Origin of the sequence: Enterococcus sp. AZ129, from assembly GCF_051714505.1 — a bacterium.
Classification (GTDB): Bacteria; Bacillota; Bacilli; order Lactobacillales; family Enterococcaceae; genus Enterococcus; species Enterococcus faecalis.
The window spans coordinates 1159991-1173785 of record NZ_JBIORY010000001.1 but is presented as its reverse complement, the minus strand read 5'-3'; the positions used below and the strand labels follow the sequence as shown (position 1 = coordinate 1173785).

General features: G+C 38.3%; 10 protein-coding genes and 2 tRNA genes. 2 read left to right on the top strand and 10 right to left on the bottom strand.

The features are described 5' to 3' along the window. Window positions 1–442: 442 nt before the first annotated feature. Complete coding sequence (locus tag IGJ90_RS05890; RefSeq protein ID WP_002357800.1) at window positions 443–1150, bottom strand: GntR family transcriptional regulator; 708 nt, start codon at window positions 1148–1150, stop codon at window positions 443–445. Between the two features lie 206 nt (window positions 1151–1356). Continuing rightward, the gene (locus IGJ90_RS05885) at window positions 1357–5604 is read right to left on the bottom strand and encodes a 2-hydroxyacyl-CoA dehydratase (RefSeq protein ID WP_025186607.1); all 4248 of its coding nucleotides are present in this window, start codon (window positions 5602–5604) and stop codon (window positions 1357–1359) included. A gap of 175 nt (window positions 5605–5779) precedes the next feature. Here IGJ90_RS05885 and IGJ90_RS05880 point away from each other — a divergent pair, with 175 nt between their 5' ends. Further along, on the top strand, window positions 5780–6391 hold the full coding sequence (locus IGJ90_RS05880; RefSeq protein WP_002357803.1) for a TetR/AcrR family transcriptional regulator: 612 nt from the start codon (window positions 5780–5782) through the stop codon (window positions 6389–6391). A gap of 55 nt (window positions 6392–6446) precedes the next feature. Here the strand turns inward: IGJ90_RS05880 and IGJ90_RS05875 are convergent, their stop codons facing one another. The 8 genes from IGJ90_RS05875 to IGJ90_RS05840 all read right to left on the bottom strand — a co-directional run bounded on the left by IGJ90_RS05875 (window position 6447) and on the right by IGJ90_RS05840 (window position 12969). After that, the gene (locus IGJ90_RS05875) at window positions 6447–6626 is read right to left on the bottom strand and encodes a hypothetical protein (protein ID WP_002357804.1); all 180 of its coding nucleotides are present in this window, start codon (window positions 6624–6626) and stop codon (window positions 6447–6449) included. Between the two features lie 154 nt (window positions 6627–6780). Further along, window positions 6781–6852: transfer RNA gene (locus IGJ90_RS05870), tRNA-Gln, on the bottom strand. A 9-nt stretch (window positions 6853–6861) separates the two neighbouring features. Then, window positions 6862–6942: transfer RNA gene (locus IGJ90_RS05865), tRNA-Tyr, on the bottom strand. Window positions 6943–7038: 96 nt separating this feature from the next. After that, window positions 7039–7272 carry a DUF2969 domain-containing protein gene (locus tag IGJ90_RS05860; protein WP_002357806.1) on the bottom strand — a complete coding sequence of 78 codons (234 nt, stop codon included), beginning with the start codon at window positions 7270–7272 and terminating at the stop codon, window positions 7039–7041. A 146-nt stretch (window positions 7273–7418) separates the two neighbouring features. After that, entirely contained in the window at window positions 7419–8888 is a 1470-nt protein-coding gene (locus tag IGJ90_RS05855) for a flotillin family protein (RefSeq protein WP_002357808.1), read from the bottom strand. A gap of 16 nt (window positions 8889–8904) precedes the next feature. Next, a complete protein-coding gene (locus tag IGJ90_RS05850) occupies window positions 8905–9438 on the bottom strand; it encodes a hypothetical protein (RefSeq protein ID WP_002357809.1) in 534 nt (177 codons plus the stop codon). 183 nt (window positions 9439–9621) lie between these two features. Further along, window positions 9622–12258, bottom strand: coding sequence for an FtsX-like permease family protein (locus IGJ90_RS05845; RefSeq protein ID WP_104659726.1), 2637 nt, complete (start codon window positions 12256–12258; stop codon window positions 9622–9624). A 9-nt stretch (window positions 12259–12267) separates the two neighbouring features. Continuing rightward, window positions 12268–12969 (bottom strand): ABC transporter ATP-binding protein, encoded by a 702-nt coding sequence (locus IGJ90_RS05840; protein WP_002363831.1) that lies wholly within the window; start codon window positions 12967–12969, stop codon window positions 12268–12270. 160 nt (window positions 12970–13129) lie between these two features. Here IGJ90_RS05840 and IGJ90_RS05835 point away from each other — a divergent pair, with 160 nt between their 5' ends. Beyond that, entirely contained in the window at window positions 13130–13789 is a 660-nt protein-coding gene (locus IGJ90_RS05835; RefSeq protein ID WP_002366585.1) for a DNA/RNA non-specific endonuclease, read from the top strand. The last annotated feature ends 6 nt before the right edge of the window (window positions 13790–13795 follow it).

Here is a 13795-nt window from a genome sequence, read left to right as displayed (position 1 = left end):
AACAGATGTTTTCGTTGCTCATTTAATTTACATGATTATTTTTTAGATGCTAATTAAATGTTTGTCAGTAACCTGAATTTTTGATATTTTTATCCAGATTACTTATGTCGGTTTATCAGTTTAAAAAAGAAATGTAAAAAATGGACAAAAATGAACTACAGCCAAAAAAAGAATAAAAGCAAATAAACTAGCAGCTATTATAAGTTTATTTTTAACAATATTTATAGCGGGACAAACCATCTCACTTTTCTGGTATTCAGATTTGCTACTCTATTCAATATTTATTTGAATTGAGATGCTTTCACTAATTTTAATTTGAATTCTACCTGATAAGTTCATAAAAAATAACCTCCAAAAATTGTATTTTTCAGATACAACTTTTGGAGGTTAAAATATCTTACCTCAGCCTATTTCTTGGCATTTTTCCATACTTATCATTTCTCTACTTCTCTAAATAAAACTCAAATCGACTTCCTGCATACTGCGTACGAACATATTCAAAAGGTAGTCCGTTTTCAAAATAGGATACTTGGCGCACACGCAGAATCGCATCGCCTCGTTTAATCTCTAAATATTCTGCGATCTGTTCCGATGCTTGAACAGCAGAGATTGTTTGGTTAGAATGGCCAATTTTGTGGCCAGATTTGGCTTCAAGTGTTTTATAAAAGGAGTTCGTGATTTCAGATTTGCCATATTGCGAGACCAATGAATAAGGAATGCTCGCCACCTCAAAACAAATCGGAATGTCATCCGCAAAACGAATTCTTTCCATTCGTAAAATTGAATCTTCTGGACCTAGTTGTAATTTTTCCATCTCACTAGAACTAGGTTTCGCTACAAAATAAGACACCGTCCGACTAGAAGGAACGCGATTTTGAGACAAGGTAATTTCTGTAAAACTAGTGGTACCTGTCATTGTTTCTTGAACTTTCTTACGTGCTACATATGTTCCTGAACCAATTTTTCGTTCTAAAATCCCTTCGTCTGCTAAAGTCTGAATGGCTTGGCGTAAGGTCATTCGACTAACATCAAATTTCAAGGCTAATTCTCGCTCAGAGGGCAAACGATCCCCGATACTCCAGACACCTTTTTCAATATCTTCTTTGATTTTATCGTGAATTTGAATATAAATTGGTATATTTTGAACCATTTACGCTTCCTCCTCTTCATTCATCTCCTCTTCTATTATAACTGGTATAGACCGTGTAAACAACCAAAAAATGATAAATAAAAGAGGAATTGGAATTTTTATCAAAGTTGGTCTAGTTGTATGCTTTCTTTTTATAACAAAAACATTTGGCTTAGTCAGTAAAAAGTGATCAAGCCAAATGTTTTTAAACGAATTTCTATTAGTTATTATCTTTTTACATTTTCTTCTTTCAACAACTTGTTCGCTGTGGCCATCATCAAACGGATTCGGTTCAACTGATTGACCAAAGATACCCCTGGATCATAATCCACCGCCGCAATGTTTGCTTGCGGATATTGACGTCGTAGCTCTTTCACGACCCCTTTTCCAACAATATGGTTTGGTAAACATCCAAACGGCTGCATACAAACGATGTTATTCACCTCGTGTTTTAAGAGCTCAATCATTTCAGCTGTTAAAAACCAACCTTCACCCGTATGATTGCCAATTGATAAAATTTTACTTGCATCTGCTGCCATATCATAAATGGAATGAATACCATCAAAACGGACAGATTTTCTCAATGCCTTATCCATTGGTTTTTCTACCAATTCAATGATTTTTATCGCAAATTCTGCTAAACGTTTGCTTTGTTTTGACATGCCCATATTTTCGTATTTCCAAATTTGATTGTACAAAGAATAGTTCATAAAGCCAACAATATCTGGCACAACTGCTTCAGCACCTTCTTCTTCTAGCAAACGCACGATATCATTATTCGCTGTCGGCGAATATTTCACTAAAATTTCCCCGACCACACCGACTTTTGGTTTTTTTATCTCTTGTAAAGGAATTTCATCAAACGTCCGAATAATTTTTTTCATGAAGTGATTAAATTGTGTCAGCGAACCATTCCGGACATTGGCTTCCACTCTTTTTAGCCAATCTTGGTGCAGTTGATCCACCATTCCTTTTTCTGTTTCATAAGGTCTTGTTCGATAAACTACTCGTTCGAATAAGTCACCATATAAAAAGGCAACTACTAAGCGTTTGATCATTGGCAACGTAAATTTAAATCCTGGATTGGATTCGACCCCTTTATTACCCATCGAAACTGAAACTACAGGAACTTGAGAAAAACCAGCATCATTTAAGGCTTTTCTTAATAATGGAATGTAATTCGTTGCGCGACAACCGCCCCCCGTTTGCGTCATTAAAACACTGACATTATCCAAATCATATTGACCACTTTCCAAAGCTTCGACTAGTTGTCCGATAGAAATAATTGCTGGGTAACACGCATCATTATTGACATATTTTAACCCGACATTCACGGCTTCTTTATCCTGCGCAGGCAAACAGACGACATGATAGCCAGAAGCTTGTAATGCTACATCGACTAATCCAGATTGATGAATCGGGCTAAGCATTGGTAACAGTAAAGTATGTGTTTTTTTCATTTGTTTTGTAAACACAATTTTCTCTGGCTCTTCCATTTGCATATGCGGAACAAACTGTTGCTTCTCCCGCTCATTGACAGCCGCTTTCAAGGAGCGCAACCGAATACGAATTGCACCCAAATTCGCGCCTTCGTCGATTTTGAGGACTGTATAAATTTTGCCAGACCGATCCATGATTTCTTCTACTTGATCGGTTGTCACAGCATCTAAGCCGCAACCAAAGGAATTCAGTTGGACAAGTTCTAAATTTTTCGTCTTAGCCACTACTTTAGCCGCCGCATATAAGCGAGAATGATAGACCCATTGATTCACCACACGTAAATTCTGCACGTCTCCAAGATGCGAGATACTGTCTTCTGTCAAGACATGGAATCCTTCCTGTGTAATGACTTCGGCAATGCCGTGATTAATCTCTGGATCCAAGTGATACGGTCGCCCCGATAAGACAATCCCTCTCTGGCCTTTTTCAGTTAACATGGCTAACGTTTCTTCGCCTTTTTCTTGAATTTCTTTTTTAAAAGCTGCTAATTCTTGATAACCATGATGCAGCGCTGTTTGAATTTCTTCTAAGGAAATCCCTAAATCAGCAAAATTTTCAGCTAAAACTTTGGCAACTGCAGCTTCATTCGCTAGATTAAGATAGGGATTTCGATAATCTACTTGGCCCTCTCTGATGGCATCCACATTATTTCGAATGACATCTGGGTAGCTTTGCACAATTGGACAATTAAAATGATTATCAGCTTCCACTGTTTCTTGCTGTTCAAAAACGACACCAGGATAAAAGATAATTGGCACTTGCGCATCAATTAATGCTTGAATATGTCCATGCGCCATTTTCGCTGGGTAACAAACCGTATCACTGGGAATCGTTTCAAGGCCTTGTTCATAGATTTGCTTATTAGAACGTGGCGATAATTCGACCCGAAAGCCCAAGTCAGTAAAAAATGTATGCCACAAAGGATAATTTTCATACATGTTTAGGACTCTAGGGATACCCACGCGCCCACGAAACGCTTTATTTTCCCGCAAAGGTCGGTACTTAAATAACTTGCGGTACTTATAATCAACCAAATTCACTTTGCGTTCTTCTCGTTTAATTTTAATTCGTGCACCACGTTCACAGCGATTTCCCGTAATAAATTGGCGCCCATCTGAAAACACTGTGACCGTTAACTGGCAATTGTTTTCACACAAGCCGCAATGAGTAAATTCCTTTTCAGAGGTAAATGCCGCTAACTCTCCTAAAGAAAGAAGCGTGGTTTCTTCCCCAATTTCATAAGCGTCCAAAGCAATCAGCGCTGCCCCATAAGCCCCCATCAAACCAGCAATAGAAGGACGAACCACTTCACGACCGCTAATTTTTTCAAAAGCTCTCAAGACCGCTTCATTGTAAAATGTTCCTCCCTGGCAGACAATCTTTTCTCCCAACTCTTCAGGTCGGCGAACCTTAATAACTTTATAAATGGCATTTTTGATGACTGAATAAGATAGTCCAGCAGAAATATCGCCGACAGAGGCCCCTTCTTTTTGAACCTGTTTCACTTTTGAGTTCATAAAAACAGTACACCGAGAACCTAAATCAACCGGCGCTTGCGATTCTAAAGCCGCCAAAGCAAAATCCTTCACATTATATTTTAAAGATTGCGCAAAGGTTTCGATAAAAGAACCGCACCCAGAAGAACAAGCTTCATTTAATTGTATCGAGGAAAGCACGCCATTTTTAATGGTCATCGCTTTCATATCTTGTCCTCCGATATCCAAAATAAAATCCACACCTGGCTGAAAATGGTTGGCTGCTTTGTAATGGGCCATCGTTTCAACTTCACCAATATCGACTTTTAACGCATTTTTTATTAGCTGTTCTCCATATCCTGTAACAGCCGTTTTTCCGATAAAAACTTCTTCAGGCAGTTGTTGATAAAGTGATTTCAGTACTGTCATGGTGGTTTCTAAAGGTTGCCCTTGGTTATTACCATAAAAAGAAAACAACAAATGACCATCTTCATCAATCAATGTGACTTTTGTCGTTGTTGAGCCTGCATCAATCCCTAAAAAGGCCACGCCAGTATGTTGAGATAAAGGTTTCTCCGTTGCTTGGGCTTGCGCGTGTCTTTCTCGAAAATCTGCTAAATCTTCTGCGCTGTTAAATAACGGTGGTAACGTGTCGCTCGGCTGTAAATCAGTAGCCTGGCTGTTCACTAAGCGCTGAATTAATTCTTCCAATGTACATTCGGCTGCATCTTCTGAATAAAGTGCTGCACCCATTGCTACAAACAGTTGCGGTTGTTCTGGAAAAATAACATCTTCTGGCTGAATTGCTAAGGTTTCAATAAACCGTTTTCTCAATTCTGACATGAAAAATAAAGGTCCCCCTAAAAACGCTACTTTACCTTTAATTTTGCGACCAGCAGCTAACCCGGCGATTGTTTGATTAACTACCGCTTGAAAAATACTCGCCGCAATATCTTCTTTCGCTGCTCCTTCATTGATTAAAGGTTGAACATCCGTTTTGGCAAAAACCCCACAGCGGGAAGCAATCGGATAAATAGTTTGATAATTCTTCGCCAATTCATTCACTCCATTGGCATCCGTTTTAAGTAAAACAGCCATTTGATCGATGAAGGCGCCTGTCCCACCTGCACAACTACCATTCATTCGTTGCTCTAAAGCACCATCAAAAAAAGTGATTTTTGCATCTTCTCCGCCAAGTTCAATAGCAACATCCGTTTCTGGTATTATTGTTTCAACAGTTCGTGTACACGCGATAACCTCTTGAACAAAGGGAATCCCTAATACCTCAGCCAGCCCCATACCACCAGAGCCAGTTATGCTCATTGTCACAGGTTGGTCTGCACCGATCCTTGCTAGCCCTTCTTTTAAAATGCGTTCCGTTGCTGCTTTGACATCTGAAAAATGGCGTTCATATTTTGTAAAAATAGGCTGATTTTGTTTATTTAAAAATACTAATTTTACTGTCGTTGACCCAACATCAATCCCTGCTCTCATAACCATCAATTAAAATACCCCTTCATTTCCCAACAGTTTGTTGATTATTATACAAACTGTTTGTTATAATAGATATACCTATTTTAGAAAGGTTCTAAATGATTTGCAACAAGCAATTTACCCTATTTTGTGAGATAAACAACAAAGTTTCCGCGAATGTTGACTATCTCGAAAGGAATTTATGATGGCAAAGAAAACAGACCTTAGAGTACAACGAACCAGAAAAATGATTATTGAAGCTTTTTTTAAACTTGTAGAAACGAAAGGCTACGAAGCGGTGACGATTCAGGATATTGCTGATGAAGCTATGATTAATCGTGCGACTTTTTATGCTCACTTTAAAGACAAACAGCATTTATATGATGCAATCTTCACCTTTACGCTTAGTGCTTTTACCGCTATTCTTGATTCGCAACAACTGGTTAATGGCAACCGTGTCCGCGTGAAGCACATTGAAGAACTTCTGACGCAACTCTATATTAATATTCAAGAGAACAAATCTTTCTTCTTAACTATCATGGACAATAATTTCAACGAACACTTTCGAAAACGCTTAGCTGAAATTATCGAAGAAAAATATGCGACGATTTTTTCGCAGTTGCGTATCACCGAAAATGATATTGATGTACCGATAGATTTTGTTATTGAATACATGACCTCTATCTTCATCGGTACCCTTCATTGGTGGATTACTAGCGAGACGGATATGACACCCAACCACTTAGCCCAATTAGTTATCAAATTAGTTGGTAATGGGCATTTAACTGTCTTAGGCATCGAATTAGAAAAATAAAAACACCGGAGTAGACAATAATGTTGTCTGCTCCGGTGTTTCTGTTAAAGACGAGTTAGTTTTTTGAACGCCATTTGATATTGTGGGCTGTATTTCTTGAAGAAGTGACTTTAACACCACTTTTGATGTTACCTTTTTTACGAGGAATTAAGTCAACTTTGACATCATACTTACCATCGCGTGCTAAATCGTAAACATTTTCAACCATTTCTGTAATTTTTTCTTTAAAGTTCATTCTTATCAACTCCAGACTATTCTTTCTTTATACTTTAGCATATTCTTATATAAATGAAAACTTTTCTAGCCTGTACATGAGGAAAATCTTACCTCATTTTTGTTATATAATTATACAAAAAAAGAACATCTCTCTACCAGAAATGTTCTGAAAACTGGGGTAGCTGGATTCGAACCAACGCATGACGGAGTCAAAGTCCGTTGCCTTACCGCTTGGCTATACCCCAAAAAGAAAATGGAGGAAAGTGGATTCGAACCACTGAACCCTAAGGAACGGATTTACAGTCCGTCGCGTTTAGCCACTTCGCTATTCCTCCAAAAAGTCATTGTCGCTGTAACGACCTGACTTAGTTATAATACAATCTTTTCCAGAAAAAAGCAACCCTTTTTTTAAAAAAATTGTTATTTATTTTTTATTCACTTAAATTCCATTGACGAATAATTGTTTCAAAGGCTTCGTCCAGATTTTTTGCTGTACCTTCTTGCTTGCCATCAATTTCAATGATGAATTTTTTATCATTTTGCGGAATGACACGACCGATTTCTTTTTTACCAATAAATAATTTGTTCATTAAAACGTTTGCTCCATTGTATTGGGCTTTTTCTTCTTCAACACGTACTTCAATATCTTTATTCTTTTTTGACATCTCTATCCCTCCAAGAACTCTATGTTATCAGAATCTTTGAAACAAAACAAGCACTCGCTATTTCTCTGTCAGATTGTTCGTTTATCGTTTCAATGCAGCATTAAGGAGTAACGAAATGCGATTCGCTACTCCTTAAAGGCTGATTTCTATTCTTTTTCTGAACCTTCTGTTGCATGATAGTTCACGCTATTTGAGGTACCTTTTTTAGAAAAGTTTTCAATTAGCTCTTTCACGTCGAGGCCCGTTGTTTCTTTTAGTGTTTCTTGTGTACCAGCCAACAAGTTTGTTGCATAATTGGTAATACGGTTGGCGCCAGAATTTTCGCCACCTGCGCCTGTATCTACCACTGAAATCTTGTCGATGTTGCCCAATGGTTGTGCTGCTTCTTTCATTAATTGTGGTAACATTTCCATCACCATACTTAACACAGCTGCTTCACCATATTCTTTGAAGGCATCAGCAATCTTTTGTTTGGCTTCGGCTTCCGCTGCACCACGAGCTAAAATAGCTTCGGCTTGCGCTTGACCTGTTAAACGCGTTTTATTGGCTTCCGCTTCGGCTAATGCTTCAACTTTGAAGCGTTCTGCTTCGGCTTCTGCTACTTCGCGTGCTTTTTGAGCAAGAGCTTCTTGTTCGCGTGCGTAACGATCTGCATCGGCTTTTTTCTTCACTTCTGAGTCGTATTGTTTTTCACGACGCGTAATTTCTTTTTCTTCTAACTCAATTTGTTTTTGACGTTCAACAACTTTGACTTCCATTTCTTGTTCCACCACGTGTTGTTGTGCACGCGCGCTTTCCAAGTTATAGGCTTGGTCTGCTTTGGCTTTGGCAATATCTTGTTCTTGTTTGTATAACGCTAATTTCAATTCTTTTTCTTTTGAAGCTTCTGCAATTTCTGTTTGACGTTGCAATTCCGCTTGTTGTGATTCTTTTTCTGCTTCCGCTTTTTTGATGCGAGTTTCTTTCAAAGCTTCTGCTTCAGCAATATCTGCATCACGTTTAACTTGAGCGATTCTTGGTTTCCCTAATGAATCCAAGTATCCATTTTTATCACGAACTTCTTTAATTGTGAACGACACAATAACTAAGCCCATTTTAGCTAAGTCAACACTGGCAACTTCTTGTACACTTTGGCTAAATTTATCACGGTTTTGGTAAATTTCCTCCACTGTCATTGAACCTAAAATCGAACGTAAATGTCCTTCTAATACTTCACGTGCTTCATTTTCTAATTCTTCCGTTGTTTTTCCTAAAAATTGTTCCGCTGCTGTCGCAATTTCTTCAACTGACGAACCAATTTTAATGATTGATGTCCCATCACACATCACAGGAACCCCTTGTTCTGTGTACACTTCTGGTGTGGAAACATCTAATTTACTTGAAAGCAAACTAATTCGATTTGAACGTTGGAACACTGGTAAGACAAACGCACCACCGCCACGAACGATTTTAATTTTGTTGCCACCTTCGTCTACATGAACATTTTTAGAGCCTAGATAGCTCCCGCTGATAATTAACGCTTCATCAGGTTTGGCTGTCTGATATTTAGAAACAAACACAATTAATAACATTAATAATACTAAAACTGCAATAATAATCGGTAACAAAATCCCCATTTTCTTCTCTCCTACTCTATATTTTTAGACTGCCTTCGTAAGGAATGACATAACAAACCCGTTCTTTCAATTCAATAATCAATACCTCACTACCTCTTGGCGCAGCCACTTCTTGTGGCACATAAAATGCTGCTGGTCGACTTAACGAACCTGTGACACTCTTCAATTGAATCTCGCCCATTCCCCGGACAGGAATTGGGGTAATCACAGTAGCAACACGACCCTCCATGTCTTTTTCCGAAATAGAAATTGTGGCCTCCGAATTTTTCAAAGGGACCAACACATAAAAATTTAGGAAGAAAACAATAATGGTTGAAAGAATACCACTGACAATTAAAATAAGCCAACTATTTACCGCTGTTAATTCTTCCCCAAGGTACCCAAACAGCGAGGTAAAAGCAATCCATGGAATAATCAGCATTGGGTCAACCGGTCCATCAAAATTAAAAACATCCCCAAAAATAATTAGTAAAAAAGCGAGGACCGCGCTCCCCACTAATGCATAAAAATAAACCGTTTCCAATGGTAGACCTTCTAACACTTTTCCCACACTCCTTTCTGTGCTATAACCTAGTAATAGTGTACCAATTTTTAAATAAAAAGAGTAGTAATTTCCAAATAAATCTCAAAAGATACATCTTAAGACCTATTTTTTCTTAATAAAAGAAGCAACAATAAACGAGCAGCCCTAGAATTATCGAACTTCTACGGACTCCTCGTTTTTTGAAATGTGCTATTCATTTGATTTTAACGCTTCAATCATATTGATTTTCTTCAATTTCCGATGCATAATGACCATCACAAACAACGTGAAACACATGGTGATGACTGCGGAATATAGATAACTTGGCCAATGAATAATTGGCGAAAACATAATTAAATCAACTTCAACGGTTGCTAAAATATACTGATGCAAAATTTTCCCAAAGAAGCAGCCAACAATAATACCAATGAACGTTAAAATAATGTTCTCACGGTAAACATAGGTAGTGACTTCACGATCGTAAAATCCTAAAACCTTAATCGTGGAAAGTTCTCGAATCCGTTCAGAAACATTAATGTTGGTTAAATTATATAACACAATTAACGCTAAAGAACCAGAAACAGCAATTAGTACCCAAATGACAATATCAAGGCTTTTCAGCATATCATCAAACGAACCTTTCATCGCAGTTAAAAACGTAATGTTCAACACTTTCGGCTGTTTTGTCAACGCCTCTCCGATTGAGGTTTCTTGTTTTGAGGATAACTTTTTGTCAAAAAGTAGGAATTCTGTATTATACTCCGGCTTCTGTTTCGTCATCGTCTGGTAGAGTTTCGGCGTCATATAGACAAAATGACCCGTGTAGTTCTCTGCAATCGCGGCAATTTTCACGTGATAGGTTTGATTATCACTATTTTCTAAATTTAATTGATCTCCGACTTTATAGCCAAATAATTTAGCTAATTTTTCATTAATGATTACACCGTCATCGTTGAGGGAATATTTTTCTCCAGTGACTCGATCATTAAATAACTGAAAATCAGCCATTTTCGAAGGATCTTGTGGCACATAAAGAGTAATATTTTGAGTTGGTGCGCCTTTGCCCTTCGTTTTAAAGATTTCTGAATATAACGGAATTGTTTTATTCAAACCATCCAGTTTGCGCAACGTTTCTTGATACTCTTTTGTCTCTTCAGGTGTTGTTTGCTCTTTAAAAGTCACGACTGCTTGGTAATGCCAGATTTTATTAAATTGAATTGTAGCGACATCCACAATTGAATCGCGTAAACCAAAACCAACAATTAACAGCCCCATACAACCAGCTATTCCGATAACGGTCATCAGCATCCGTCGTTTATAGCGGAACAGATTTCTAGCGGTCACTTTTTGAATAAAGCTCATGCGTTGCCATAAAGGGCGGATTCGTTCTAATAAAATCCGTTGGCCTGCTTTCGGCGCTTTGGGTCTTAGCAAGGTAGCTGGGGTACTTAATAAATCGATTCTTAATGTCACTAAGGCCGCTCCCACAGTACAAGCTAAGGCTACAATGATGCCCCATAAACTGTAATTTAAGTACCACGGTGTAACTAAATCAGGAATATTGTACATTTGACCGTAGGCATCAAAAATTATTTTAGGGAATAGATAATAGCCAACTGCCAATCCTAATAATGCACCTGTTAGGCTAGCAACCGTTGCATAGGTAATAAAAATCGAAGCAATTTCACGATTACGATAACCTAAAGCTTTCAAACTACCAATTTCCATTCTTTTTTCTTCCACCATACGTGTCATGGTAGTTAAGCTGACTAATGCCGCAATTAGGAAAAAGAACAACGGGAACAGCGTGGCTAAAGAAGAAATCCGATCAGCATTATCTTGATATTCAGAAAATCCTGGATTGTCTTCCCTAGTAAAATAATAATACGTTGGGGCTTTCAAATTGGCTAGCTCTGTTTCTTTTTCAGCCAACAGTTGTTCTTGTTTAGCCAATTCGTCTTTTTGCTTTTCAAGCATCTCAGCTGGAATTCCTGGTTGTTGCTCCAACTGCGCAAGTGCTTGTTTTCCCGTTTCCAGCGCTTGCCGACCTTGGTTAATGTCCGGCTGAGCCGAATCACGCAGAGCCGCAACCTGTTCTTCTGGCCGATTTTTCAGTGCCTCTTTTACTTGATTTAAGGCCTGCTCTCTTTTCTTTTCATAATCAGAGGAATACGTATTTTGATGTTTTAATGAACGAAATGAGATTAGCAATTCTGGATACCGTTGACTGTCAAAGGCTTTTTCCGAAACCACGCCAAAAAAGTTTAACGTTCCAGACCCGACCGTTGTGGTTCCCCTGGATGTATTATCAATATATTCTGGTGAATTGATAAATCCGACAACAGTAAAATGGGTTTGCGTCAGTCCTTTTTCTTTAATCGCTGCATCGTTTAAAGTGATTTTATCACCCATTTTATAGTCATATCTAGTTTTCGCTAATGTATCTAATGCAATTTCATTTGTTTGTTTAGGTAACCGACCGTCAACTACTTGATAGTTAACCGATCCTGCTTGATTTTTTCGATAGCCAAACAATTTTACTGCATTATTTTGCGGCCCAATCGTGGCATCTATTGTATACCGCGGCACAACTGTTTCGACATCTTTTAAAGACTGTAGTGTTGTTAAATCTTTCTTTTCCAGTCCCATTGTAGAAATTATTCGCGCATCTGGAAGCTGCTCTTTCTGGTAATAATTATTCGCGGTTTTAATCATATCTGGTCCAGTAGCTTTCAAACCAACAAAAACCATTACACCAAGGAAAATAATCCCCATAATCGATAAAAACCGTGTAGTAGATTGTCTAATTTCACGTAAGCTTGTTTTAATTAGCGCTGTTTTCTTCATTTTAGGCACCTACCATTCAATTTCAGCAACCAATTTAGGCTGATCATTCACAGTCATTTCGCGAACTTTCGCATCATTAATTCGAATTACCCGATCGGCCATTTCTGCAATGGCTGAATTGTGGGTAATAATTAAGACGGTCGTTCCAGTTTCACGAGCAGTGTTTTGCAAAATAGTTAAAATTTGTTTCCCTGTTTCATAATCCAGTGCTCCTGTCGGTTCATCACATAAAAGTAACTTGGGCTTTTTAGCAATCGCACGGGCGATGGTTACTCGTTGTTGTTCACCACCAGAAAGTTGCGCTGGAAAATTATCTAAACGTTCCCCTAAACCCACCGATTGTAAAACATTGGTCGAATCCAACGCATCCGCAACGATTTGCGAAGCCAATTCGACATTTTCTTTTGCCGTTAAATTTGGGACTAAATTGTAAAATTGGAAAACAAACCCGACATCATTTCGTCGATAAGTGGTTAATTGTTTCTCTGAAAACTGAGCGATATCTGTGCCATCAATAATAATTTCCCCTTCATCACAGCTGTCCATTCCACCAAGAATATTTAAAACAGTTGATTTTCCAGCACCGCTGGGGCCTAAAATAACCGCTACTTCTCCTTTTTCCACTTCAAAAGAAATGCCGTCATTCGCAGTAATAGTTGTCTCTCCCATTTGGTAACGCTTGTATTCATTTTTGACTTCAATATAGGCCATCCACTATCCCTTCCCTTCTACATTAAAATAGTAACATATCTGAGAAAACAAGTCTTTCAAAGAAAAGCCTTTTTTGATTTTTTAGCAAATTTACGTATAATAGAAAAGATGGTCCACTTAAATTTGGACTATTGCAAGTATAAAATTAGAGGAGCACGTTATGGCAAACAGAAAGAAGAAACCACCATTTAATTCAACCATCATGCTGATTGGCGCATTAATCATTTTAATTTTAGGCGCGGTTGGCGTTAAAGTTCCTGATGCTTTACAAGATTTATTTAATGTCCAACCACAAACAACCACCCCCTCAAGCACACCAGCACCAAAAGGAGATAATCCTGGACCCATTGATAATGGTAAAGCCACATTTTCAGCAGAGGAATTAAAGGATAGCTCAAACGGCTGGATTACTTATCATTCACTAGATCGTCTAAAACGAGCGACAGGCGCTGATGCGCTATTAAAACCCGCAATGGTCAATACAGGAACTTCCGCTAATAAAGATATTCGACCAGCTGGTTTCATTTCAGGAAAAGCTAATCATTCGCGTGGCCACCTAATCGGCCGTCAAATGGGAGGCAGTGGTGATGATCCACGTAACTTAACCACCTTGTATCAGAATCCTGTCAACACTCCTTATATGACGAAATATGAAAATCAGATTCGGGCAGCTCTTGATCGCGGCGAAACCGTTCGCTATCGCGTGACACCTGTATATAACGGAAACGATTTGTTGGCTGAAAAAATCATCTTAGAAGCCAAAAGCCTTAAAACAAATTCACCCATTGATTTTTCAGTAACTATTTTAAACAAACAATAAGGAGGA

Bases quoted from the DNA above. Each gene is read 5' to 3' on its own strand.
- IGJ90_RS05860 (WP_002357806.1), bottom strand. From the start codon at position 7,272: ATGTCAAAAAAGAATAAAGATATTGAAGTACGTGTTGAAGAAGAAAAA.
- IGJ90_RS05855 (WP_002357808.1), bottom strand. From the start codon at position 8,888: ATGGGGATTTTGTTACCGATTATTATTGCAGTTTTAGTATTATTAATG.
- IGJ90_RS05840 (WP_002363831.1), bottom strand. From the start codon at position 12,969: ATGGCCTATATTGAAGTCAAAAATGAATACAAGCGTTACCAAATGGGA.
- IGJ90_RS05835 (WP_002366585.1), top strand. From the start codon at position 13,130: ATGGCAAACAGAAAGAAGAAACCACCATTTAATTCAACCATCATGCTG.
- IGJ90_RS05845 (WP_104659726.1), bottom strand. From the start codon at position 12,258: ATGAAGAAAACAGCGCTAATTAAAACAAGCTTACGTGAAATTAGACAA.
- IGJ90_RS05875 (WP_002357804.1), bottom strand. From the start codon at position 6,626: ATGAACTTTAAAGAAAAAATTACAGAAATGGTTGAAAATGTTTACGAT.
- IGJ90_RS05885 (WP_025186607.1), bottom strand. From the start codon at position 5,604: ATGGTTATGAGAGCAGGGATTGATGTTGGGTCAACGACAGTAAAATTA.
- IGJ90_RS05880 (WP_002357803.1), top strand. From the start codon at position 5,780: ATGATGGCAAAGAAAACAGACCTTAGAGTACAACGAACCAGAAAAATG.
- IGJ90_RS05890 (WP_002357800.1), bottom strand. From the start codon at position 1,150: ATGGTTCAAAATATACCAATTTATATTCAAATTCACGATAAAATCAAA.